Genomic DNA, 23,863 nt, shown 5'->3' with positions numbered 1-23,863 from the left:
CGCATCGGTGACACGCCCACCGGGCGCTGTCACCGGACCGATGTAGCATGCACGACACCTGTCCCGAGACGAGGAGCCCTGCGTGCCGGAGCCGACCGACCCCGCCTTCCCCCTCGAGCGCATCCGAGAGGTCGGCGACGCCATCGTCGCGTCCGTCTCGACGGTGATCGACGGCAAGACCGAGGCGATCCGCACCGCCCTCACCGTGATGCTGGCCGAGGGGCACCTGCTCGTCGAGGACGTCCCCGGCGTCGGCAAGACGGTCCTGGCGAAGGCACTCGGCGCCTCGGTGGGCGGCTCGGTGAACCGCATCCAGTTCACGTCCGACATGCTGCCGTCGGACGTCACCGGGGTGAACATCTTCGACCAGTCCTCGGGCACGTTCCGGTTCTCACCGGGGCCGGTGTTCGCGAACGTCGTCATCGGTGACGAGATCAACCGCACCAGCCCGAAGACCCAGTCCGCCCTGCTCGAGGCGATGGCCGAGTCGCAGGTCACGGTCGACGGCGTGACCCGGCTGCTCGATCGCCCCTTCATGATCGTGGCGACGCAGAACCCGATCGACATGGAGGGCACGTACCCGCTGCCCGAGGCCCAGCGTGACCGCTTCATGGCGCGCATCACGATGGGGTACCCGAGCGTCGACGCCGAACGGCAGATGCTCGCGAACCGCGGCGGCGGCGACCCGCTGTCGCACCTGCGACCGATCGTCGACGTGACCACGCTGCGCGGGATCATCGAGGCGGTGGCGAACGTCCACATCGCCCCCGACGTCGAGGCGTACGTCATCGCGATCGTCCGCTCCACACGCACCCACCCCGACCTGGTGCTCGGCGCCAGCCCCCGCGCCACGCTGCACCTGGCCCAGGCGGCCCGCGCCCACGCGGCGTTGCTCGGCCGGCCGTTCGTCACGCCGGACGACGTCGCCGCCCTGGCGCCGATCGTGCTCGCCCACCGGCTCGTGCCGGTGGCGCGCGGACTCGGTGGCACGGGCGAGGACACCGTGCGCGAGATCGTCGTCCGCATCGTCTCCGACACCGCCGTGCCGTTCACGGCGACCCCCGTCCGCTCCTGATGCCCGGCCGATCGGCACCGTCGTCGCTGCTGCGGCGCACCGGTGCCGCGCGCTCGACGCTCGGGCGCTTCGGCCGCCGTGGGCTGTCCCTGCTCCGGCGCACGCCGTTCCCCCGTCCGACCGTGCGCGGCTGGACCGTCATCGCGATCGGCATCGGGCTGATCGGGGGTGGACTCGTGGGCACCACCAGCGTCGCCGTCTCGGCCGGGCTGCTGCTGCTCGTGCTCGTCGTGCTCGGCATCGTGATGGCGTTCGTGGTCGCCGCACCGCTCCGGGGCAGCCGGAGCACGGCCCGCGCGATCGTGCAGGTCGGCGAGGTGTACCGCGAGCGGATCACCCTCGGCAGCACCAGTCTGCCGATCGGCCCGCGGTCGACCCTGCTCGTCCGCGAACAGCTCGAGGACGCCTTCGCGAGTGCGTCCGAGGCGGAGACCTACGCGCTCGTCGGCCCGGGCCTGCCGCCAGCGGTGCTCGACGTCGAGGCACTCGCGATGCACCGCGGCCGCACGCTCGTCGGACCCGTCACCATCCGGGTCGAGGACCCGTTCGGCCTGCTCCGCATCGACCGCCCGGTGGTGCCGGCAGAAGAGGTCGTCGTCGTCCCCGCGAGCGCACCCCTCGCCGCGATCGACACCGGCGCCCTCGCCGGGGCCGTCTCCGCCGACGAAGGACGGGTCGGGCAGGGCGGGTCCGCCGACGACAGCGAACTCCGGCCGTACCGTCCCGGCGACCCCATCCGTCGGGTGCACTGGGCGCAGAGTGCTCGCCGCGGCGAACTGCACGTCCGGCAGACCACGCAGGCGCAACCCCCCGAGGCCGTCATCGCGCTCGACGTCCGGCGCGAGTCGTACCAGGGCCTCGGGCGTGAGGACCTGGCGGAGCTGTCCGACCTGGGCGGTGACCAGGCCTTCGAGCACGCCGTCGTCGTCGCTGCCAGTGTCGCCCGCGCCCTCGCCGCCCGGACCTCGCGCGTCGTGCTCGTGAGCGACGGACCGTCCGGCAGCACCCGGCACGCCGGTGACGTCGGCGGCCTCACCGACGTGCTCGTCGGACTCGCGGACGTCCGGCTCCGCAGCGACGCCCGTCCGGTCACCGAGGTCCTGCCCGAGGTGCGTGGACGGGACGTGCACGGCATGACCGCGGTGGTCACCGGCAACTGCACCGCCGAGCAGGCGGCTGAACTCGTGACGGCGACGAGCGGATCGAGCCGCGGGATCATGGCGACGATCGTGCCGCCGGACCCGGTGGTCCGCGGGATCCTCGACCGCGGGGGTTGGCGCACCCTCGTGGTGCCGGTCGCCGGGGCGACCGCGTCCGGAGCCGCACGGTGAGCGGCACCGCTGCGTCGTCGCGTCGCCCCGTCGACGTGCGCGAGGTCCTGGACCGCGACGACGACACCCGTGACACCCCGAGCACCTGGGTCGTCGCGCTCGCGCCGGTGCCCGTGCTCATCGCCGCGCTCGCGATCCGCCCACTCGTGCAGGGCACCGCCTGGTGGGTGTCCGGCGTCGTGGTCGTCGCGGTGCTCGTGGCCGTCATGCTCGCGGTGCGTCGCCGGCCCCCCGGGGTCCGGTTCGTGACACTCGTCGCCACCCTCGTGCTGTGCTCGTGCGCCGCCGCCCTGGTCAACGACGTGCAACCCCTCGGCTGGCTCGACGCCGACGGGGCACTGGGCGAGACGCTCGCCGCCATCCGCCTGAACCCCGCGCCGTTACCGCAGACCGACGCGATCCGACTGGTCGTGACCGTGTCGATCGCCTGGGTGGCGGGCGTCTCGTTGTTCCTCGCCGCGATCGCCCGGATCCCGTCGCTCGCCGCCGCGCCCGCACTCGTCATCCTCATCGTGCCGGGGATCATCACCGGACAGCCGGCGGGCACCGCGCTCGTCATCACCACCGCCGTCGCCTTCCTCGCCCTGCTGTGGCTGTCGGTCCGACCCGTGCAGCGAGCGCTCCCGGCCGCGGTCGTCGGTGCGATCGGGCTCGTCGTCGCGATCGGCCTGCCCGCGATCGTGCCGCTCAACGCGAGCTGGCTGTCCGGCGTCACCGGGGCCATCCAGTCGCCGATCCAGCCCGGGCGACCCGGCACCCTGCTCGAGCTCGGCAACGACCTGCGGCAGCCGAGCGAACTCGAAGTGCTCCGCTACCGGTCGTCCGACGGCCAGCCCGAGTACCTCAAGCTCGCCGACCTGGACGAGTTCGGCACCGGGGACTGGGTGCCGACGGTGACGAACGCCGCCGAGGCCGACACCGCCGACCAGCAGCAGTGGGCCGAGGGCGTGAACCCCCGCCTGGCGACGCGCGGCGACGTCACGGTCCGGATCACCGGGCTGTCGAGCACGTACCTGCCGGTGCCGTCCGGGGCGGTGTCGATCGAGTCGCGTTCCACCAACCTCGACCTGTCGCAGTGGCGCTGGATGGGGTCCTCGAGCACCGTGCGGTCGACCGGTCCGGCCACGCCGCGCGGTGCGACGTACGAGGTCTACGGTGCCTCGACCTTCGCGAACGCGTACCTCGACGCCGTCGCGGCCTCGGGTGTCCTGTCCCGTGCCGACGGCCGGGGGTTCCGCGAGCCGAGCGGTGACCAGCTGCAGACCGACCTGACGCTGCCGAAGGACCTCCCCGCGAACATCTCGTCGACCGCGGAGCGGGTGGCCGGGGCCGCGTCCGACGACTACGCGCAGGCCCGCGCCCTCGAGCAGTGGTTCCGCAGCGACCTGTTCACCTACTCCGAGACCGCCCCCGTCGAGCAGGGCTACGACGGCGACAGCATGGACGTCGTCTCGACCTTCCTGCAGGTGCGCGAGGGCTACTGCGTGCACTTCTCGTCGGCGATGGCCGTGATGGCCCGGACGCTCGGCATCCCGTCCCGGATCGCGGTGGGGTACCGGGCCGGGGCGGCGCAGCCCGACGGTGAGTACGCGGTGTCGAACCGGCAGCTGCACTCCTGGCCCGAGCTGTACATCAAGGGGGCCGGCTGGGTCGCGTTCGAGCCGACGCCGGACTCCGACGCGGCAGCGCAACCCTCGACCGAACCCACCGAGACCCCGACTGCCGCGACGCCCGAGTCCCCGCTGCCCGCGCCCGAGCAGTCAGCTCCCGCCGAGTCCTCGGCGACGCCGACCCCCTCGGCGTCGGCGCAGCCCGGTGCGGCCGGTGCCCCGGGCGGCAGCGGTCCGGCCGGCCTGCTGTTCGGCGCCGCACTCGTCCTCGCGTTGCTCATCGCCCCCGGACTCGTCCGAGCGCTCCGACGGCGGTCGCGGTTGTCGGCCGTCGCCGCTGGTCGCTCACCCGCGGTGAACGCCTGGCGTGAGGCCCTCGACGACGTCGCCGACCACGGCTACGCCCCGGGGCTTGCACCACCCGGTGACGCAGGGGCTGCGGCCCGGACCGCCCGGGCCGTCCTCGGGCGACTCCGTCCGGTGCTGCCGGCCTCGGCACTCCCGCACCTCGACGCCGTGGTCGACGCCGTCGACCGTGAACGGTTCGCGGCTGGCGGGGTCGCAGCGGTCGACGGTGGTGCGCTCGTGCGGCACGTGCAGCAGGCGCGGGAGGCCCTCGACGCCTCGGTTTCCGGTGGACGGGTGCTGCGGTCTCGCCTGCTGCCGCCGAGCCTGCTGCCGTCGTCCGCGTGGTCGCACGAGGGCCGTCGCCGCTCCCGTCGCCCCGCCTGACCCCGCCTGACCCGGGCTGACCCGGGCTCACCGCTCGTCGCACCGTGCGAGGGTCGCCGGGTGGTGCGAGGTTGACGGCTCCGTGCGGCTCTACAACCGGGCGCCGAGCGGTCAACGCGGCACGGGATCGCCGCCGCCGCACCGTGCGCCACCGCGCCACGCCGCCGTCGCACCGTGCGAGGGTCGCCGGGTGGTGCGAGGTTGACGGCTCCGTGCGGCTCTACAGCCTGCCACCGAGCGGTCAACGCGGCACGGAATGGTCGCGGTCGCACGGTGCGCCGCCGCGCCGCGCCGCGCCGCGCCCCGCCGCCGTCGCACCGTGCGAGGGTCGCCGGGTGGTGCGAGGTTGACGGCTCCGTGCGGCTCTACAGCCTGCCACCGAGCGGTCAACACGGCACGGGATCACCGCCGCCGCACCGTGCGCCGCGCCGCGCCGCGCCGCCGCGCCGCGCCGCGCCGCCGCACCGCGCCGCGCCGCCGCGCCGCGCCGCGCCCGGTCAGCGGCGGCGGACGACCGCCTCGACCAGGGCGGCGATGACCTCGCCGGGGTCGACCCCCGGCAGCGCGGGCCCGTCGAACACGACCCCGACGTTGGCGGCGACGAGCGCCGTGGCGAACACGTCGAGCGGCATGCCGGCGTCGACCTCCGGGTGCGCCTCGAACCACAGTCGCACCAGCTCGTGCACGCCGTCCTGCAGCACGCGACGTTGCCGCACGAACTCCGGCAGCAGGTCGGTGTGCCGGATGGCGTAGGCGCGGAACTCCGACAGCAGGGCGAACTGCGCGCGCTGGTCGTGCCGTCCGAAGGCGGCCCGCACGACGTCCGCGATGTCCGCCGCGGCGATGTCGGCTCGGATGAGCTCCTGCAGCGACCCGAGCACCAGGTTCGTCCCGCGCTGCATGACCTGCGCGAGCAGGTCCTCCTTCGACGAGAAGTTCGAGTAGACCGCGCCCTTGCTGAACCCGGCACGAGCGGCGACCTCGTCGAGACGTGCTCCGTGCACGCCCTGTTCGGCGAAGACGGCAGCGCCGGCGATGAGGAGACGTTCTCGGACCTCGGCCCGTGGTGTCCGCGGCGTGGGGGAGTCGGAGACGTCGTCGTTCATCGTTCCTGCCGGGGCGGGGCACCGGGGCTGGAACCCGGGCGGGCGAGCTGGGGGCGGGCGAGCTTGGGGTGGGAGACCTGCCGCGCCGCGCGTCTGATCACGCGCGGCATCAGCGAAGCCCCCATCACCACGTCTGCGCGGAACCGCCGCGTTCGGGTCGCGTCGGTTCGGTGCGGACGACATGAGCCGGGTCGATACCCGACGGTAGGGATGCTACGCCGGAGCACTGACAGATGACACCCCTCAGTCGTCGAACGAGGAATCCGTTGCCGTGTCGTGTTCTTCGCGCACACTGCCCGCTCCCGTCCGCCGTCCGGGGCGTCGGAGCAGCCGGAGTGCGTCGGGTCGCAGGCTCCGACCGCGCCGCAGCAGCGAGCCGAGCGTCGACTTCGGCTGCCAGTCACGACCGTTGGGCAGTCCCCAGCCGCGGCGGACCGCACCCCAGCGCAGACCGAGCGACAGCGCGATCGCGGCCACGATCCCGATCGACGGCGACCCGAGGGCGGACGCGACGACCATCACCACCGACGCCGCGACGGCGACGGTGGCGTACAGCGCGTTCCCGCCGAACACCGCTGGAACCCGGCGGAGCAGCAGGTCCCGCATCGCGCCGCCGCCGACCGCCGTGATCGTCCCCATGATGATCGCGGCGGGCCACTCCAGGCCGGCGTCGTAGGTGCGCTGCACCCCGACCACCGCCCAGAACCCGATCACTGCCGCGTCGAGCACGGTGAACAGTCGGTCCCAGGTGATCTCGGAGAACGACACGAAGAAGGCGATGAGTGCCCCGGCCAGGGCGACCGGCACGTAGAGCGGGTCGACGAGTGCGACCGGGGGGCCGTTCTGCAGCAGGGTGTCGCGCAGCATGCCGCCGCCGAGCCCCGAGACGAAGCCGACGACCAGGAACCCGAACAGGTCGAAGTCCATCGCGCGGGCGATCGATCCACCGAGCAGGGCGGACGCGAACACCCCGGCCAGGTCGAGCACGTTCGTGACCGACGCCAGGCCATCGACGGACAGCAGGTTCATGAGAACCATCAAACCCCACGCCGAACGACTGGCGGGCAGAACGACGGTTAGGTTAGCCTCACCTACGTCATGCTCGCCACTCTCGTCATCGGCCTCCGTGAAGGCCTCGAAGCGACGCTCATCGTCGGCATCATCGCCGCGTTCCTGCGTCGCAACCGTGTCCCCCTCGCCCCCATGTGGTTCGGCGTCGGGGTCGCCGTCGTGCTCAGCATCGGCGTCGGGTTCGGCCTGCAGGTCGTCGAGCAGGCCCTGCCGCAGGCGCAGCAGGAGGGCATGGAGGCGATCATCGGCATCGTCGCCGTGGTCTTCGTCACCGGCATGATCGTCTGGATGCGCACCCACGCGCGCACCCTGACCAAGGAACTCGAGGCGAGCGCGACCGAGGCGCTCGGCCGCGGCACCGCGTGGGCACTGGCCGGCATGGCCTTCCTCGCCGTGCTCAAGGAGGGCTTCGAGACCGCGGTCTTCCTCCTCGCGACCTTCCAGGCCTCGTCGGACACCGGTCTCGCCGCCCTCGGCGCGGTCATCGGCATCGCGGGCGCCGTCGTCATCGGCTACGGCATCTACACCGGCGGCGTCCGGCTGAACCTGTCGAAGTTCTTCACCGGCACCGGCGTCTTCCTGGTGTTCGTCGCCGGCGGGCTCGTGCTGACGGTGCTCCGGCGCGCGCACGAGGCCGGGTGGATCGTCATCGGGCAGCAGCGGACCGTCGACCTGTCCTGGCTCGCTCCGAACGGCTCGGTGCAGGGTGCGCTCGTCACGGGCGTGCTCGGCATCCCGCCGGACCCTCGGGTGATCGAGGTGCTCGGCTGGGTCCTGTACGTCGTGCCCGTCCTCGCCCTGACGCTCTGGCCCCGCGCCTGGCGTCCGTCGGCGGCACGCGTCCCCGCGATCCGTGCGACGGTCGCCGGTGCGCTCGCGGTCGCCGCCGCAGCACTGGCGATCGCCGTCCCGACGGGCGGGGTCGACCTGCCGCGCACCGCTGCGGTCAGCGGGGACGCCACCTCCGTCTCGGCGGACGTCCACGGCGCGTCCGGCGTCCTCCGCGTCGCCGGCACCACCACCGGCCAGGAGGCACGGCTGACGTTGCCGACGTCGGCCCACCGCCGCGTCACCCGCGCGGGCGTGGCCGCCGACCGGTGGCGGGTGCGCACGTCGGCCACCGCAGCGGACCGCCCCAGCACGCTGACGCTCGACGACCTCGTCGACCTGTTCGGCCGGATCCCGGTCGGCGTCTCGCCGTCGACGAACCCCGGCCCGTTCACCGCCCGCTGGGCGGTGCGCGACACCGTGACCCTGTGGACGGTCGGTGGTGGGGTCCTGGACGCCACCCGCGACGAACGCACCGTGCTGACGCTGAGCGACGGGGGCCTCCCGTCCGCGCGCACCACGACCCTGGACCGCTCCGTGTGGTCCGTCCCCGACTCCCGCGTCGAGCGGTCCGCCACTGCGGTGGCGACCGCGGACACGCGGTCCGCCGAGCTGCTGCTCTGGAAGGCCTGGTTGCCGATCGCCCTCGGCGTCGCGGCTGCCGCCCAGGCGCTGCTCGCGCTCCGTGACCGCCGTCGTCGGACGGCACCCGTGAACCCCACCCCCGAAACCGTCCCGACGCGCGGCCCACCCGCCGGGGACCCTGCAAGGAGCAACGACTATGCCGTTCGGTAAGCCCGTTCGACCCCTGATCACCCTCGGCGCCCTCGGCGTCGTCACCGCCCTCGCACTGACCGGCTGCGCGAGCTCCGACGGTGCCTCCGACAGCTCCACCGACGCCGCGAAGGTCTCGCGCGTCACCATCACCCTGACGAACGACGGCTCGGACCAGTGCAAGGTCTCCGAGACGAAGGTCCCCGCCGGGCCGGTCACGTTCTCGGTGAAGAACGAGTCCTCGACCGCCATCACCGAGGTCGAACTGCTGCAGGACCAGCGGATCCTGGGCGAGAAGGAGAACCTCGCACCCGGCCTCGACGCCGTGCAGTTCACCGCGACCCTGACCGGTGGGGAGTACCAGGTGTACTGCCCCGGAGCCGACACCGAGCTCACCGACTTCACGGTCACGGGCAAGGTCACCTCGACCGCGAACAGCAGCGCCGCCACCCTGCTCGACGAGGGCACGAAGGGCTACGCCGACTACGTCGACGGCCAGGTCACCGACATGGTCACCGCGGTCGAACTCCTGCAGAAGGACATCGACGCCGGCGACCTCGACGCCGCGAAGACCGACTACGCGAACGCCCGACCGTTCTACGAGCACGTCGAGAGCGACGTCGACGGCTTCGTCAAGAAGGGCCACAAGGCGACCGACAACGCCGGCAACCTCGACTACCTGATCGACATGCGCGCCTCGAACCTCGACCCGGCCGTCGGCTGGAGCGGGTTCCACGCCGTCGAGAAGGACCTGTTCCAGGCGGGGGAGATCACCGCGTCGACCAAGAAGACGGCGGCCGACCTGACCGAGAACGTGCAGCTGCTCGCGAAGCTCGTCCCGACGCTCGACTACAAGCCCGAGGACCTGGCGAACGGTGCCGCCGGCCTGCTCGAGGAGGTCCAGTCGAACAAGGTCACCGGTGAGGAAGAGGCGTACAGCCACATCGACCTCGTCGACCTCGCCGCCAACGTCGAGGGCGCCCGTCAGGCCTTCGCGTACCTCAAGCCGGGCCTGACGAAGCTCGACCCGACCCTCACCGAGCAGATCGCGAAGCAGTTCGACGCGACGAACACGATGATGGACGGCTACCGCAACGCCGACGACCTCGGCGGCTTCGACACGTGGGACGCAGCGACCAAGAAGTCCGACGCGAACCGCATCTCGCAGCAGATCCAGGCCCTACAGGACCCGCTGTCCCGCCTCGCCGAGAAGGTCGCCACCGCGTGACGCAGCCCGACGACGACCGCGCAGCCCGCACCGGAGTCTCCCGGCGCGGGCTGTTCGGCGCGGGACTCGCCGCGGCCGGAGCCGGGGCGGGCGCCGCGGTCGGCATCGGCGGCGCGACGGCCGCGACGGGGGTCAACCCGTTCACGGCGGCCGCCAACGGTGACGAGTCCATCGACCTGTCCCAGAGCCACCCGTTCTACGCGACCGCCGCACGGCAGCCGCAGGGCGGGGTGCAGACCGCCCCCCAGCGGTACTGCGTTTTCATGACCTTCGACCTGTCAACCAGCGTCGCGACCGAGCTGCAGGTGCTCCTCGCCCGCTGGTCCGCGGCGATCGCGCAGCTGCAGGCGGGGAAGACCGTCGGCAGCGTCGAGCCCGCGCACGGTGACGGCGTCGGCGCGGACACCGGTGAGGCGCTCGACCTCGGCCCGGCGTCCCTGACGGTCACGGTGGGGTTCGGTCCCGGCGTGTTCGACGAGCGCTTCGGGTTGGCCGACAAGCGTCCGGCGGACCTCGCCGACGTGCCTCGGCTGCCGAGCGACAACCTGCAGGCCGGACTGACCGGCGGCGACCTGTCGTTGCAGGCCTGCGCCGACGACCCGCAGGTGGCGTACCACGCCGTCCGCGACCTGGCCCGGATGGCGCGGGGGACGGCGACCGTGCGGTGGACCGTGCTCGGCTTCGGCCGCGCGTCGGCCGGCCCGCACCAGACGACGCCGCGCAACCTGATGGGCTTCAAGGACGGCACCAGGAACGTCACGACGGACGAGGACCACGACCGATTCGTGTGGGTCGACGACCCGGGCGACGGTGCGGAGTGGATGACCGGCGGCACCTACCAGGTGGTGCGGAAGATCCGGATGAACATCGAGATCTGGGACGCCGACGTCGTCAGCGACCAGCAGCGCGTGTTCGGTCGGACCAAGATCGAGGGCGCACCGCTGTCCGGCGGGACCGAGCACACGACGCCGGACTTCGCGGCGACCGGGAAGGACGGTGCAGCGAAGATCGATGCGACGTCCCACATCGCCCTGGCCGCCCACGAGGCGAACGGCGGCGTGAAGATCCTCCGTCGTCCGTACAACTACACCGACGGCCTCAACGAGTACGGCCAGCTCGACGCCGGGCTGCTGTTCCTGGCGTACATGAACGACCCGGAGCACTTCACCCGGCTGCAGCGGAAGCTCGGCGCCTCGGACCGGTTGAACGAGTACGTCTCGCACATCGGCTCCGCGGTGTTCGCGATCCCACCGGCACCGCGCAAGGGGTCGTACATCGGCGAGCAGCTGTTCCGCTGACCGTGCCCGGAGCGCGCTGACACCGCTGGGGGAGAGGGCGCCCTCCGCCGTTTCCCTGGAGGCGGAGGGCACCCGCGCCGCGGGGTCTCGTCGAACGGAACCACCGCCGACCTGAGAGGCGACCCAGCGCGACGCGTCGCGATGCGACAGCCCCGAGAGTACCCCGCCGATCCCCGGATCCGCAGTGCGAGCGCTGCTATGGGACAGGGAGCGCGGCAGCGGATCGGCGCGCGGTGCGCGCCGGACGCGATCCGTGCCTCCCGGCATGACGGAACGGGCCGCCTCACGGTGGTGAGACGGCCCGTTCGTGTCGGACGGGAGGCGCGGTGTCAGTCCGTCTGGACGCTCGCGTCGGTCCGTGCGCGCTTCCGGCGCACGGCGACGAGTGCGGTGATGCCCGCCAGCAGGAGCAGGCCCGCTGCGATCCCCGGCACCGTCAGGTCCGCGCCCGTGTAGGCGAGGTCACCGCCGGCGTTCGTGGAGTCGGCGGGGTCGCCCGCCAGGTCCGTGCCCGCTCCGGGAGCGTTGCCGTTGCCGTTGCCGTTGCCGTTGCCGTTGCCGGCGCCGGGGGTGTCCCCGTTGCCCGCGCCCGGGTCGGCCGGGTCCGTCGGGTCCGTGGGCTCGGTCGGGTCCGTCGGGTCGACGGCTGCGGCGAGCGGGATGGTCACGGCGAGCGTGATCGTCTGGCCACCCGGCAGGGTGACCACGAGCGGTGCGTCCGTCGTGGCCGCGGCACGGGCAGCCGCACGGACCGTCGCTGCGTCGGCCGACGACTCGATGGTCGGCACGGCGAAGGTCAGTGTCGCGCGACCCTGCTCGTCGGTCTTGTCGACGATCGTCGGGTCGATCTCGGCGGTGGCGAGCTCGACGTCACCGGCACCGACCGACACGGTGCCGGCCGCAGCGGGGTCGTCGCTGCTGAACACGAGCGACGACAGGTCGATCGTGATCTCGTCACCGGGCTGGAACCCGCCCTCGGGGGTCGGCGTCACCGTGGCGCCGACGGCGCGCTGGTCGGTCGGCGGCGTGACCGTCGGGTTGGCGAGGAAGAAGTCCACCTGCGCCTGCAGGTCGACCTGGCCCGAGTCGGCGATGTTCGTGCCGGTCGCGAAGGCGGCGAAGTTGTCGCCGCCGGTCGACAGGAACGAGTTGACCGTCACCTTGAGGGTGTCGCCGAGCGCGATCGGCTCGCCGTTCAGGGTCATGCCGGTGATGCGCTCGCCGCGACCCTTCGCGGGGTCGTAGGTGTACGCGAAGCCGTTCGAGACGCCGAGCTTGAGGAACGGACGCTCCAGGCCGTCGGGCTGCCACTGCTGCTCGAGGGCGTTCTTGATCTGCTGGCCGGTCATGTCCTCGGTGACCAGGGTGTTCGCGAACGGCTGGACGAGCGCGGCCTCCTTGTAGGTCACTGTGCCGTCGGGGTCGCCGGCGCCGCTCGACGCGTACACCATGTCCGTGCGGAGCCCGCCGGGGTTCATGAAGGCGACCTGCGAGCCGTTGCGCTCGGTCGCGGAGCGCTGCACCTCGGCGATGTAATTGCCGAGCGCGGACTCGCCGCCGCGGTTCTCCGTCTTCCGGTCCGACTGCACCGCACGACGCAGGTCGCCGGTGATCTCGCCGAGCTTCTTGCTGCCCTCGACGTCGGCGACGGCCTTCGCGGCCGTCACGATGCCGGTGACCGCGTTGACGGACGTGGCGTCGGCCGGTACGCGGGTCTCACCGTTGACGGACTTCACTTCGGACGTGATGCCGGTGAGCTGCTTGTCGGCGTCGACGGTGAGCTGCAGGTGCCCGTAGTTCACGCCGTACGAACCGGTCTGGATCACCGGGCGGGTCGTGCCGTCCGGGCCGGCGATCCGGTGGTTGTAGTTCGCGTGGGTGTGTGCCGAGACGATCGCGGACACCTTCGACGAGACGCCCGAGGTGATCGTGCCGAACGCACCGGACCCGGTCGCGTCGGCGAGGGCGTTCGTGGTGGCGCCCTCGTGCACGAGGAGCACGAGCACGTCGGCCTCGTCGTTGGCGTCGTCGCCGTCGGTGAGCTGGTCGGCGTACTTGTTGACCTGGCTGACGATCGGGGCCATCGCGAGCCCCTGCACGCCACCCGGGCTGACGAGCCCGGGGATGAGGTCCTCGGTGGTCGCGCCGATGAAGCCGACCTTCACGCCGCCCTTCTCCACGATGGAGTACGGGGTGAACGCGGGGTCGGTCGTGCCCTGCTTGACGATGTTCGCCGAGACGTAGGGCCAGTCGGCCCGGTCCTCGATGCGCCCGGTCAGGTCGTCCTGGCCCTTGTCGAGCTCGTGGTTGCCGATCGCGCTGACGTCGAGGTCCATGGCGTTGAGCGCATCGATCGTCGGGGCGTCCTGCTGGATCAGCGAGGTGAACGTCGAGGCACCGACGTTGTCGCCGACGCTGGCGAAGATCGTGTTCGGGTTGGCCTCGCGGTACGACTGCACGACACCGGCGAGCTTGGCGGCACCGGCGGCCTTGTCGACGGCGGTGCCCTCGGACTCGATGCGGCCGTGGAAGTCGTTGACGTCGATGATGTCGATCGTCGTGTCGCCCTCGGCGGCGACGGCGGTGGAGGGGACGGACAGTGCGACGAGCACACCCGCGGTGGCGAAGGCCGCGCCGCTGGTGATGCGCCGTCGGCGGCGCGGAGAGGAGTGGAGGTTCATCGTCCGAGAACCTATGAGGACGCACAGCCGACCCGCCAGTGTCGGGTCGAAGTCGTCACACGACGTTCACATGCGCAACACCCGTCGTGCTGCGTGCTGCTCGACGTGCCGTCACTCCGCGGCGATGAGGGGGCGGAGCGTGCGGTGGGCGATGCGCAGCCCCTCGAGGACCTTCTCGTCCGTGCCGCCCCAGAGTGGGTCCTCGTGCTCGACCGACAGGGTGCCGTCGAACCCCGCTTCGTACAGGCGGTCGACGACGTGCGGCCAGTCCACGACGCCACGGCCCGGCACCCGGAAGCGCCACCAGCCCATGTCCCACGGGTCGCCGCCCTTGTCGACCTTGCCGAAGAAGCCGTACTCGTCGCGCTCCCGGGGGAACAGCTCGAGGTCCTTCGCCTGCGCGTGCACGATGTGCTCGGCGAACGGCAGGATCGTCTCGACCGGGTCGATGCCGATCCAGGTCAGGTGCGACGGGTCCCAGTTCAGACCGAAGCCGAGGCCGGTGACCCAGCCCCAGAGCTCGGGGGAGTACGCCAGGTTGCCGGGGTAGCCGTCCGGGTGCCAGCCCTCCATCACGCAGTTCTCGATGATCAACCGCACGCCGCGCTCGCCGGCGTAGTCGACGAGCTCGGGGAGGACCCGGTTCCCTTCGGCCATGTTCTCCCGCACCGACTTGCTGTTGTCGCGGCCGATGAACGTGCCGACGTACGGCACGCCGAGCACCTGCGCGGCATCGATCGCGTGCTTGAGGTGGGTGCGGACCTCCTCGCGCCGGGCGAGGTCCTGGTGCAGGTTGTTCTCGTAGTACGCGAGCGCCGAGATCTCGAGGCCGGTACGGTCGAGCAGGTCACGGGTCGTGGCGGCGTCCTCGTCGGTGAACGTCGCCACCGGCATGTGCGCCGCCTCGAAGTCGCGGCCACCCGTGCCGGGCCACACGCCGACCTCGAGCCGCTCGTACCCTTGCTCGGCGGCGAAGTCCGCGATGCGGTCGAGGGTCCAGCCGGGCAGGCAGGCCGTCAGCATGCCGAGCTTCACCGGATCTCCCGCCATGTGGTCTCGGCCGCGCTGGTGATCACCGCGTCGATGATGTCGGCGGAACGTGCGCCGTCCGCGAAGGTCGGCAGGCCGTCGGGGGCCACACCGGTACGGACCGCGGTGTAGGTGTCGGCGACGAACGCGGCGAAGGCGTCGAGGTAGCCCTGCGGGTGCCCGGACGGCACGATCGCCAGACGCCGCTGGTCCGGGTACCCCTGCGACGGGTCGCGCACGACGATCTGCGCACCACGCTCGTTGCCGAACCACGCGGACTCGGGCTGTTCCTGGTCGAAGGCGGCGCTGCCCCGGGTGCCGTCGACCTCGAACCACAGGCGGTTCTTCCGACCGGACGCCACCTGCGAGATCACCACGTTGCCGATGCGCCCGGTGCCGGTGCGGAAGGTCGCGACCGCGGTGTCCTCGGTGGTGACCTCGGCCCGTTCCGCGGCGTCGGCGACCGGGTCGGGGTCCGGCGAGCCGGAGAACGACGGCCCCGAGGCCGCGGGCCGGGTCGGGTAGACGATGTCGGTCGCCGCGGACACCGAGGTGAAGCGCTCGCCGGTGACGAACTCGACCAGGTCGCACCAGTGCGAGCCGATGTCGGCGAACGCGCGGGACAACCCGCTCGAGGTCGGGTCGACCCGCCAGCTCGAGGCGTCCTCGTCCAGCATCCAGTCCTGCAGGTAGTGGCCGTGCACGGCGAGCAGTCGACCGAGGTCGCCGTCGGCGATGCGCGCGCGGATCTCACGGATCATCGGGTGGTAGCGGTACACGAACGGCACCGTGGCGACGACACCGGCGTCCGCCGCCGCGGCGACGAGTTCGGCGGCCTGCGCCGGGTCGATCGCGAGGGGCTTCTCGCACACCACGTGGATGCCCGCGGCGATGACCGCCATCGCCTGTGGGTGGTGCTGGTCGTTCGGCGTGCAGATGTGCACGACGTCGGGGGCGTCCGCGATGACGTCGTCGAGCGAGGCGTACCCACGAGGCAGGTCGAGTTGCGCCGCGACCTGCTCGGAGCGCGATGCGTTCCGGCCGAGCACCCCGAGCACCTCGGCACCAGCGGCCCGGGCCGCGCGGGCGTGGACCCCCGCGATCATGCCGGTGCCGATCACGACGACGCGGAGGCGTCGTCCTTCGTACCCACTGCTCATGGTGCTCCCTCGCGCCGAACTGTCACCACCGTAGCGGCCCGGCCGTCCACCGGGGCCGATGAGTACGGTCGGAGGCATGTCGAGCCTCCAGACCAGCCTGCTCATCCTCGGAGCCAGCGGCGACCTGTCCAAGCGCCTGCTCCTGCCGGGTCTCGCGACCCTGCTCGAGGTCAAGGACGACTGGGACGTCCAGCTCATCGGGGCGGGTGTCGAGGACCTCTCCGACGCCGACTGGAAGGCGCAGGTGCGCGAGTCCTTCGAGAACGCGCAGGCGTCGAAGAACGAGGGCGACGAAGGCGCGGAGGGCGAGTCGTCGCTGTCGGAGCGGCTGCAGGCCGTGATCGACGCGTCCTCGTACCGCAAGGCCGACGTCACGAGCGCCGACGACCTGCGCGCGCTGCTCGGAGCCTGCGACCACGACCCCGCGATCTACTTCGCGCTGCCCCCGGCCGTGACCGAGAAGAGCTGCGAACAGCTCGCCCACCTCGACCTGCCGGAGCGCACCCGCCTGGCGCTCGAGAAGCCGTTCGGTACCGACGCAGCAAGCGCCGAGCACCTGAACGACCTGCTGCACTCGTTCATCCCCGAGGAGCGCATCCACCGGGTCGACCACTTCCTCGGCCGTTCGACGGTGCTCAACCTGATCGGGCTGCGCTTCGCGAACCGCATCATCGAGCCCCTGCTGTCCTCGCAGCACGTCGAACGCGTCGACATCGTGTACGACGAGACCCTCGGGCTCGAGGGACGCGCCCGCTACTACGACAAGGCCGGCGCCCTCACCGACATGATCCAGAGCCACCTGCTCCAGGTCATGGCCGTCGTGGCCATGGAGGCGCCGGCGTCGATCGACGCCGACGACCTGCGGACCCAGAAGGAACTCGTGCTGCGCGCCGTGCGGCCGTGGGGCGGGGACGTCGTCGCTGCCGGCAAGCGCGCCCGGTACACCGCGGGCACGGTCGGCGACCGCACGCTGCCGTCGTACGCCGACGAGGACGGTGTCGACCCGTCGCTCGGCACCGAGACCCTGGCCCAGCTGACCCTGGAGATCGCGAACTGGCGGTGGGCCGGAGTCCCGTTCACGCTGCGGTCCGGCAAGGCGCTCGCGAAGCAGCGCCGCGAGATCGTCATCACGTTCAAGGACTCCCCGCAGGTGCCCGTCGGTCTGTCCGGCGCCGCCCACCCGGACCGGCTCCGGATCTGGATCGCCCCGGACGAGATGCAGCTCGAGCTCAACGTCAACGGCCCCGGCGACCCGTACACGATCGACCGCACGAGTCTCGAGACGACGTTCAACCCCGGACGGCTCAGTGCCTACGGCGAGGTCCTGGCCGGTGTGCTCGAGGGCGACGCGACCCTGTCGGTCCGTGGCGACAGCGCCGTGCAGGGCTGGAAGGTCGTCGGACCGTTCCTCGAGGCGTGGAAGGCCGGCACGACGCCGCTCGACGAGTACCCGGCCGGGTCGAGCGGTCCTGAGCACTGGGACAACATCGACGCCTGAGCCGGACGGCGGCGTAGCGTCGGACGACGTGACCACCATCGACGACGTCCTGCAGACCGTTCCCGAACCCGCCGGCGCCGACATCCGTGTCGAGCCCGTCCACTACGACCACGACGGCACCGACCTGCTCGGCGTGCTCGCCAAGGACGCGGCCGGCGCCGGTCCCCGCCCGGCAGTCCTGGTCGTGCACGACTGGCACGGCGTGAACGAGCACGTGGAAGCACGGGTGACGATACTCGCGCGCCTCGGCTACGTGGCGTTCGGCGCGGACATCTACGGCGCCGGCGTGCGGCCTGGAGACGACACCGCCGGCCAGGTCGCCGGGTCGTACTACCAGGACCTGCCGTTGCTCCGGGCACGTGCGACCGCCGGACTCGAGCGGCTGCGACAGGACCCCGACGTCGACCCGGCCCGCATCGTTGTCATCGGCTACTGCTTCGGCGGCTCCACCGCGATCGAGCTCGCGCGCACCGGCGCGGACCTCGTCGGTGCGGTGTCGTTCCACGGCGGGCTCATCACGCACGACCCCGCCGACGCCTCGGCGATCCGGGCGAAGCTGCTCGTGCTGACCGGGGGAGCGGACCCGGTCGTGCCCGACGACGCCGTGCACGCCTGGCAGGACGAGATGCGCACCGAGCCCGGCGTCGACTGGCAGGTCGTCACCTACGCCGGGGCCATGCACGCGTTCGCCGTGCCGGGGACCGACGCGCCCGACCACGGCGCCCAGTACCAGGAGCGCGCCGACCGCCGATCGTGGCAGGCGTTGCAGGTGTTCCTGGCCGAGGTGTTCGGCGAGGAGGCCGCGGTGCTGTGACGTCGGGGGCTCGCGACACGCCGGGTGGAGCGGTCGGGCGCCCTCGATTGGCGCCCGGGCCGGAGCTGTTGTAGAGTCTTCCACGGCCGCAAGGCCACGCGCTCGTAGCTCAATGGATAGAGCATCTGACTACGGATCAGAAGGTTGGGGGTTCGAGTCCCTTCGAGCGCACAGTGCCGGTTGAACGGCATGACACCGAACAGATGAAGGGCCCCGGCGGATTCCGTCGGGGCCCTTCGTCGTTGGTGCTTCAGATCGCCTCACCGACGCCGACGCCCGAGCAGTGCGATCCGCAGCACGACCAGCGCCACGACGACGAGCGCTACGACGACGAGCAGGGGCAGCAGGTCGACCGAAGCGGTGTCGTGGCAGTCGACAGTCCCGACGGCACAGGATGCGAGGACGGTGGCCGAGGTCATGGTCAGAGTGAAGCACGACGACGAGGTCGGTGTTCGCGGCCCTCGGTGCGCACCCGCTGGTGGCGCTGCTGATCAGCCGGGCCGACTTCGTGAGCAGAAATGGTCGGGTTCGTCGGCGGGACCCGACCATTTCTGCTCACGAAGCGCGCGGCACTGCCACGATCCTGCGAGAAGCGCGTCACGCATCGGAACCATCCCCGGGACGGACGGGAGGCCCGTGGCGGTCTCGCCACGGGCCTCCCGTCCGTCGTCCCTCGCCCCCACCCCGCGGGGTTCCGAGATCTCGGAACCTCGCGGGCACGTGCCGTCCTGATCGGAACCTCGACGGAACGCACGCGGGGTGTCGTGGAACCTCGACGCACAGCGCGCCGCGTGTCGTGGATCCGGGCGCAGCGTCAGACGGTCGCGCGCACCTCTGCCAGCGACGGGTAGTCGGTGTAGCCCTCGGCGGTCGCGCCGTAGAAGAGCTCGGGACGGGCCTCGTTGAGCTCCGCGTCCTGCTCCCAGCGATGCGCGAGGTCCGGGTTCGCGATGGCGGGGCGGCCGGCGGCGACAGCGTCGGCGTGGTCGGCGTCGACGAGTGCGATGGCCTCGTCGCGGGTGGTCAGCGCCGAGAAGCCGGAGTTGACCACGAACGGTGCGCCCGCGGTGCGACGGACGTGCTGCACCAGGTCACCGGTCGGCTCGGCGTGCAGGACGTCGATGAAGGCGAGTCCGAGCGGCGCGAGGCCCTCGGCGATCGCGGTGTAGGTCGCGCGGACGTCGGCCGCGTCGTCCTCGATGACGCCCTGGATGCCGTGCTCGGGCGACAGGCGGATGCCGGTGCGGTCTGCGCCGACGGCCTCGGCGACGGCGGTCGTGACCTCGATCGCGAAGCGGGCGCGGTTCTCGGGGGAGCCGCCGTACTGGTCGGTGCGGGTGTTCGACACCGGGGACATGAACTCGTGCACCAGGTAACCGTTGGCGCCGTGGACCTCGACGCCGTCGAGTCCGGCGGCGATGGCGTTGCGGGCAGCCTGCGCGAAGCCCTGCACGGCGTCCTGCACCTCGGCGGTGGTCAGCTCGTGGGGGACGGGCATGTCGGCCTTGCCGGTCGCGGTGTGGGTCTGTCCGGGAGCGGCGATGGCGCTCGGGGCGACGATGCGCGGCGTCTGCGAGATGTCGGGGTGCGAGACACGGCCACCGTGCATGAGCTGCATCACGATGGTGCCGCCCTCGGCGTGCACGGCGTCGGCGACGCGGCGCCAGCCGGCGATCTGCTCGTCGGTCTCGATGCCGGGCTGCCCGGGGTAGGAGCGGCCTTCCTGCACGGGCCAGGTGCCCTCGGTGATGATCATGCCGAGGCCCGCACGCTGACGGTAGTGCTCGACGAGCAGGTCGTTCGGGATGCCGTGCTCACCGGCGCGGGTGCGCGTGAGCGGGGCCATGACGACGCGGTTCGACAGGCGCAGGGCGCCGAAGGAGGTGGGTTCGAAGAGCTTCACGAGGGAGTGGAACGTCGTGTTGCTCGGTGCAATTCCCGCCGTCAGTCGCGCGGGCAGACCAGGGTCGACGAACGGACCTGGCCCTCGGGGCGGATCACCTGGTGCAGGGAGAGGGGCTTGCCGCAGATCGGGCAGCCGCGGTCCACTGACCGGTCGTCGACCCCCTCGGGGTGTCCGGCGCCGATCTGCGACGGTCCCATCTTGTTGATGAGCGTCGTGTTCCACCGTTCGTACCACTTGCCGAAGCGCCCCACGGTGCATCCTTTCGTTCGTGCACGAACCATTATGGCACCATCGGCCCCGGATCACACCTGGTCGACGCGCTCCAACAGTTCCGTCAGGTCGTCCTTGAGTGCTTCGAGGCGTTCCAGTGGCCACCCGAGTCGGTCCGCGACCGCCAGGGGGACCGCTCGTGCGCGGTCGCGCAGTGCCCGACCGGCGGTGGTGAGCGAGACCTCGAGTTGCCGTTCGTCGGCGGCGCTGCGGGCCCGGCGGACGTAGCCGGAGGCCTCGAGCCGCTTCAACAGCGGGCTGAGGGTGGCCGAGTCGAGCCGCAGTTCGCCGGCGATCTCGCGCACCGATCGCGGGTCCTGCTCCCAGAGTGCGAGCATCACGAGGTACTGCGGATGCGTCAGGCCCATCGGCTCGAGCAGGTCGCGGTACAGCCCGATGACGCTCCGGCTCGTGGCCGCGAGGGCGAAGCAGAGCTGCCGGTCGAGCGCGAGTGGGTCGGGTGCGGAGGTCATGTGCCCACGATACCGTTCGCCCACGAAGTGTTCCCGGGGCGCGGTGGGTGGTGCGGGTCGGTGCGGGTCGGTGCGACAAGTTCGACGTCGTACGACATCGATCTTGTCGCACTGGCGCGGCCGCAACAGTTGCAGGCGCGGGCTGGCGACATCCTCGATGTCGTACGACATCGAGGATGTCGTTCCGGGTCGCGGGTCGGCGTCGGCCGCGCGCGCGGTGGGCGCACGCACGGGAGGCCCGGTGCCGGTCTCGTGGACCGGCCCCGGGCCTCCAGGCTGGGTGCGTCGACTACGCGCGGTGCGCGGGCGGGTGCCCCGACTCGTGCGCGTTGGCGTCCGGCGCAACGGGGAGGGCGTGCGACCCCGTGTGGGTGTCCTCGTGACCGGGCTGACCGGGCTGACCGGGCTGACCGGGCTGGCCGGCGACCGGGTGCGACCGCTCGAGCTTCGCGCCCTCGACGTCGACGTCCGGCACGATCCGGTCGAGCCACTTCGGGAACCACCAGGCGCTCTGGCCGAGCAGGTGCATCGCTGCCGGGATGAGCAGCATGCGGACGACGAACGCGTCGATGAGCACGCCGAACGCCAGCCCGAAGCCGATCGGCTTGATGGTGGAGGAGTCCGAGAAGATGAAGCCCGCGAACACGGAGATCATGATGATCGCCGCTGCCGTGACCACCGCGCGACCGGCGTGCAGCCCGCGCTGGACCGCGACCTTCGCCGAGGCGCCGTGGGCGTAGGCCTCGCGCATGCCGGACACCAGGAACAGCTGGTAGTCCATCGCCAGGCCGAACAGGATGCCGATCTCGATGATGGGCAGGAAGCTCAGGATCGGCGCCGGGTCGTGCACGCCGAACACGGAGCCGAGCCAGCCCCACTGGTAGATCGCGGTCAGGCCACCGAACGACGCCATCACGGACAGGATGAAGCCCGCCGTCGCCGTGATCGGGACCAGGAAGGACCGGAACACGATGATCAGGATGATGAGCGACAGGCCGACGACCACCACGAGGTAGAGCGGCAGGACGTTCGACAGCTTCTCGGACACGTCGATGTTGGCGGACGCGTTGCCCGCGACACCGAGCGTGACCGTGCCGTCGTCGGTCGTGACGGTCTGCTCGCGCAGGTCCTTGACCAGGTTCTCGGTGGAGATGCTGTCGGGACCGCCGCCGGGCTTCACCTGGAACGCGATGATGTCGCGGTCCGACGAGGTGCCGATCGGCAGGACGGCCGTGACGTCGTCGTTCTTCGCCAGGGCCTCGCCGATGGTGACCTCGGTCGCGGTGACGTCGGACTTGCTGATCGACTCCGGCAGCGTCGCGACGACGAGCAGCGGGCCGTTCTGGCCGGCACCGAACTCCTCGTCGAGGGCCTTGTACGCCTTGTACTGGCTCGAGTCGACGGACTCGGACGCGCCGGTCGGCAGGCCGAGGCGCATCTGCGTCGCGGGGAGCGCGATGACACCGAGCACGGCGACACCGGCGACGAGCGTGACGATCGCGCGCCAGGTCTTCATCGGCTTGTTCGGCACCCGGGTCGAGCCGGTGTTGCCGATCTTCGCTCGCTCCTTCTTCCGCAGGATCCGCATCCCGATCAGGGACAGCAGCGCCGGCGTGAACGACGTGGCGATGAGGATCGCGAAGAACACCGCGACCGCACCGACCGTGCCCATCAGCCCGAGGAAGGGGATGCCGGTGATGTTCAGCGCGAGCAGGGCGACGATGACGGTCGCGCCGGCGAACACCACGGCGTTGCCGGAGGTGCCGTTCGCGAGGCCGATGGACTCGTGCACCTGCATGCCCTGCTTCAGCTGGGTGCGGTGTCGGTTCAGGATGAAGAGCGAGTAGTCGATGCCGACCGCCAGGCCCAACATCACCCCCAGCACCGGCGTGACCGAGATGAACTCGACCAGGCCGGAGAACGACAGGGATGCAAGTGACGCCACGCCGACACCGAGCACGGCGCTGACGAGCGGGATCGCCGCACCGATGACGGTGCGGAGCATCAGGAAGAGCACGAGCGCGGCGATGATGACGCCGACGATCTCGCCCGGTCCGAGGATCGACGGCACGCCCTGCGCGATGTCGTTCGACACGTAGACGTTCACGCCGCTGATGTCGGCCGAGTCGGCGTCGTCCGCGATGGCGGTCTTCGTGTCGGCGGGGACCTCGTAGGTCGACTTCGTGAACTGGACCGTGCCGATGGCGGCGCTGCCGTTCGACGACACGAAGCGGACGTCCTTCGACAGGTCGAGGAGCTTCGAGCCCTGCTCCAGCTCGTCGGCGCTGTCGTCGAGCTTCTTCGTGTTGGCGTCGATCGTCTTCTGCGCGTCGGCGATCTGCTGCTCGCCGGCGTCGAGCTGCGCCTGCTGAGCGTCGATCTGCGCCTGCGCCTGCTGGAGCTGCGCTGCCGCGGCCTGCGCCTGCGCTGCAGGGAGCGCTGCGCTGGCGGCCTCGGACTGGGCCTTCTGGGCGTCGAGCTGCGCCTGGGCGTCCTCGATCTGCTGCTTGCCGGAGGTCAGCTGCGCCTTCTGGGCGTCGAGCTGGTCCTGGCCGGTCTCGAGCTTCGCGCGGCCGTCGGTGATCTCCTTGCGGCCGTCGACGATCTTCTGGCGCTGCTCGTCGAGCTGGTCCTGGGTGTCGAAGCCGCTCGTCGCGCCCTTGACGCCGTCGAGCTTCTCGACCTTGGTCAGGAAGTCCGCGACCTCCGACTTCTGCGCGTCGGTGAACGCCTTGCCGTTCGTCGTCTCGAAGACGATCGTGCCGTTGCCGCCGTTCGCCGACGGGAACTTGTCGGCGAGCTCGTCCTGCACCTGACTGGTCTTGGTGTTCGGGATCGAGATCGCGGACGAGATCGTGCCCGAGAACAGGCTGTAGGTGACGCCGGCGACGGCCATGATCACCACCCAGGTGATGATCACGAGCCAGTGGCGTCGTGCGGAGAACCGTCCGAGACGGTAGAGGAGACCGGCCATGCGGT

At 71.5% G+C, this 23,863-nt stretch carries 18 protein-coding genes and 1 tRNA gene; 9 read left to right on the top strand and 10 right to left on the bottom strand.

The genetic code is table 11. The features are described 5' to 3' along the window. Positions 1-82: 82 nt before the first annotated feature. The 3 genes from EDF42_RS18220 to EDF42_RS18210 are packed head-to-tail and all read left to right on the top strand — an operon-like array spanning position 83 to position 4,748. A complete protein-coding gene (locus tag EDF42_RS18220) occupies positions 83-1,075 on the top strand; it encodes a MoxR family ATPase (RefSeq protein WP_235035938.1) in 993 nt (330 codons plus the stop codon). Beyond that, positions 1,075-2,406: a DUF58 domain-containing protein gene (locus tag EDF42_RS18215; RefSeq protein ID WP_123673877.1), complete on the top strand. Its 1,332-nt coding sequence runs from the start codon at positions 1,075-1,077 to the stop codon at positions 2,404-2,406. Before EDF42_RS18220 ends, EDF42_RS18215 begins: the two co-directional genes overlap by 1 nt. Beyond that, on the top strand, positions 2,403-4,748 hold the full coding sequence (locus tag EDF42_RS18210; RefSeq protein WP_148067870.1) for a DUF3488 and transglutaminase-like domain-containing protein: 2,346 nt from the start codon (positions 2,403-2,405) through the stop codon (positions 4,746-4,748). The genes EDF42_RS18215 and EDF42_RS18210 overlap by 4 nt, the downstream gene beginning before the upstream one ends. A 497-nt stretch (positions 4,749-5,245) precedes the next feature. On the opposite strand, the gene EDF42_RS19100 is transcribed toward EDF42_RS18210, so the two are convergent. Together EDF42_RS19100 and EDF42_RS18200 are read right to left on the bottom strand one after the other, a co-directional pair. Continuing rightward, complete coding sequence (locus EDF42_RS19100) at positions 5,246-5,854, bottom strand: TetR/AcrR family transcriptional regulator (protein ID WP_185041063.1); 609 nt, start codon at positions 5,852-5,854, stop codon at positions 5,246-5,248. Positions 5,855-6,097: 243 nt separating this feature from the next. Beyond that, the gene (locus EDF42_RS18200) at positions 6,098-6,883 is read right to left on the bottom strand and encodes a trimeric intracellular cation channel family protein (protein ID WP_123291876.1); all 786 of its coding nucleotides are present in this window, start codon (positions 6,881-6,883) and stop codon (positions 6,098-6,100) included. Between the two features lie 69 nt (positions 6,884-6,952). Here EDF42_RS18200 and efeU point away from each other — a divergent pair, with 69 nt between their 5' ends. The 3 genes from efeU to efeB are packed head-to-tail and all read left to right on the top strand — an operon-like array spanning position 6,953 to position 11,053. Further along, positions 6,953-8,548 (top strand): iron uptake transporter permease EfeU, encoded by a 1,596-nt coding sequence (efeU, locus tag EDF42_RS18195; protein ID WP_123673873.1) that lies wholly within the window; start codon positions 6,953-6,955, stop codon positions 8,546-8,548. Then, positions 8,535-9,755 (top strand): iron uptake system protein EfeO, encoded by a 1,221-nt coding sequence (gene efeO, locus EDF42_RS18190; RefSeq protein WP_123338651.1) that lies wholly within the window; start codon positions 8,535-8,537, stop codon positions 9,753-9,755. Before efeU ends, efeO begins: the two co-directional genes overlap by 14 nt. Continuing rightward, complete coding sequence (gene efeB, locus EDF42_RS18185; RefSeq protein ID WP_123673871.1) at positions 9,752-11,053, top strand: iron uptake transporter deferrochelatase/peroxidase subunit; 1,302 nt, start codon at positions 9,752-9,754, stop codon at positions 11,051-11,053. Before efeO ends, efeB begins: the two co-directional genes overlap by 4 nt. Positions 11,054-11,382: 329 nt before the next feature. On the opposite strand, the gene EDF42_RS18180 is transcribed toward efeB, so the two are convergent. The 3 genes from EDF42_RS18180 to EDF42_RS18170 form a co-directional block, all read right to left on the bottom strand. After that, entirely contained in the window at positions 11,383-13,734 is a 2,352-nt protein-coding gene (locus tag EDF42_RS18180; protein ID WP_123673869.1) for a bifunctional UDP-sugar hydrolase/5'-nucleotidase, read from the bottom strand. A 111-nt stretch (positions 13,735-13,845) separates the two neighbouring features. Next, a complete protein-coding gene (locus EDF42_RS18175) occupies positions 13,846-14,769 on the bottom strand; it encodes a sugar phosphate isomerase/epimerase (protein ID WP_123673955.1) in 924 nt (307 codons plus the stop codon). After that, positions 14,766-15,923 (bottom strand): Gfo/Idh/MocA family protein, encoded by a 1,158-nt coding sequence (locus EDF42_RS18170; RefSeq protein ID WP_185041061.1) that lies wholly within the window; start codon positions 15,921-15,923, stop codon positions 14,766-14,768. The genes EDF42_RS18175 and EDF42_RS18170 overlap by 4 nt, the downstream gene beginning before the upstream one ends. A 76-nt stretch (positions 15,924-15,999) precedes the next feature. Here EDF42_RS18170 and EDF42_RS18165 point away from each other — a divergent pair, with 76 nt between their 5' ends. The 3 genes from EDF42_RS18165 (at position 16,000) to EDF42_RS18155 (ending at position 18,406) form a co-directional block, all read left to right on the top strand. Beyond that, entirely contained in the window at positions 16,000-17,421 is a 1,422-nt protein-coding gene (locus EDF42_RS18165) for a glucose-6-phosphate dehydrogenase (protein ID WP_123673867.1), read from the top strand. Between the two features lie 28 nt (positions 17,422-17,449). Continuing rightward, positions 17,450-18,235, top strand: coding sequence for a dienelactone hydrolase family protein (locus EDF42_RS18160; RefSeq protein ID WP_123673865.1), 786 nt, complete (start codon positions 17,450-17,452; stop codon positions 18,233-18,235). 98 nt (positions 18,236-18,333) lie between these two features. Next, positions 18,334-18,406 (top strand) — tRNA-Arg (locus EDF42_RS18155). Positions 18,407-18,495: 89 nt separating this feature from the next. Here EDF42_RS18155 and EDF42_RS19095 read toward each other — a convergent pair. From EDF42_RS19095 to EDF42_RS18135, 5 genes are all read right to left on the bottom strand, one after another. Further along, positions 18,496-18,654 (bottom strand): hypothetical protein, encoded by a 159-nt coding sequence (locus EDF42_RS19095; protein ID WP_185041058.1) that lies wholly within the window; start codon positions 18,652-18,654, stop codon positions 18,496-18,498. A 395-nt stretch (positions 18,655-19,049) separates the two neighbouring features. Further along, on the bottom strand, positions 19,050-20,138 hold the full coding sequence (locus EDF42_RS18150; protein WP_123673863.1) for an alkene reductase: 1,089 nt from the start codon (positions 20,136-20,138) through the stop codon (positions 19,050-19,052). Between the two features lie 41 nt (positions 20,139-20,179). Further along, positions 20,180-20,392, bottom strand: a complete 213-nt coding sequence (locus tag EDF42_RS18145) for a hypothetical protein (protein ID WP_173169183.1) — start codon at positions 20,390-20,392, stop codon at positions 20,180-20,182. A gap of 51 nt (positions 20,393-20,443) precedes the next feature. Continuing rightward, a complete protein-coding gene (locus tag EDF42_RS18140; RefSeq protein WP_123673861.1) occupies positions 20,444-20,884 on the bottom strand; it encodes a MarR family winged helix-turn-helix transcriptional regulator in 441 nt (146 codons plus the stop codon). Between the two features lie 289 nt (positions 20,885-21,173). Beyond that, positions 21,174-23,858 carry an MMPL family transporter gene (locus EDF42_RS18135; RefSeq protein WP_123673859.1) on the bottom strand — a complete coding sequence of 895 codons (2,685 nt, stop codon included), beginning with the start codon at positions 23,856-23,858 and terminating at the stop codon, positions 21,174-21,176. Positions 23,859-23,863: the final 5 nt, after the last annotated feature.

It is taken from the genome of Curtobacterium sp. PhB172 (assembly GCF_003752545.1).
In the GTDB taxonomy this organism is placed as follows: Bacteria; Actinomycetota; Actinomycetes; order Actinomycetales; family Microbacteriaceae; genus Curtobacterium.
This window is presented reverse-complemented; position numbering and strand designations above follow the sequence as displayed.

What these genes read in the sequence shown, in the direction of transcription:
- EDF42_RS18215 (WP_123673877.1), top strand. Translation starts at nt 1,075, where the DNA reads ATGCCCGGCCGATCGGCACCGTCGTCGCTGCTGCGGCGCACCGGTGCC.
- EDF42_RS19100 (WP_185041063.1), bottom strand. Translation starts at nt 5,854, where the DNA reads ATGAACGACGACGTCTCCGACTCCCCCACGCCGCGGACACCACGGGCC.
- EDF42_RS18200 (WP_123291876.1), bottom strand. Translation starts at nt 6,883, where the DNA reads ATGAACCTGCTGTCCGTCGATGGCCTGGCGTCGGTCACGAACGTGCTC.
- efeU (WP_123673873.1), top strand. Translation starts at nt 6,953, where the DNA reads ATGCTCGCCACTCTCGTCATCGGCCTCCGTGAAGGCCTCGAAGCGACG.
- efeO (WP_123338651.1), top strand. Translation starts at nt 8,535, where the DNA reads ATGCCGTTCGGTAAGCCCGTTCGACCCCTGATCACCCTCGGCGCCCTC.
- EDF42_RS18180 (WP_123673869.1), bottom strand. Translation starts at nt 13,734, where the DNA reads ATGAACCTCCACTCCTCTCCGCGCCGCCGACGGCGCATCACCAGCGGC.
- EDF42_RS18170 (WP_185041061.1), bottom strand. Translation starts at nt 15,923, where the DNA reads ATGAGCAGTGGGTACGAAGGACGACGCCTCCGCGTCGTCGTGATCGGC.
- EDF42_RS18165 (WP_123673867.1), top strand. Translation starts at nt 16,000, where the DNA reads ATGTCGAGCCTCCAGACCAGCCTGCTCATCCTCGGAGCCAGCGGCGAC.
- EDF42_RS19095 (WP_185041058.1), bottom strand. Translation starts at nt 18,654, where the DNA reads ATGACCTCGGCCACCGTCCTCGCATCCTGTGCCGTCGGGACTGTCGAC.
- EDF42_RS18140 (WP_123673861.1), bottom strand. Translation starts at nt 20,884, where the DNA reads ATGACCTCCGCACCCGACCCACTCGCGCTCGACCGGCAGCTCTGCTTC.
- EDF42_RS18135 (WP_123673859.1), bottom strand. Translation starts at nt 23,858, where the DNA reads ATGGCCGGTCTCCTCTACCGTCTCGGACGGTTCTCCGCACGACGCCAC.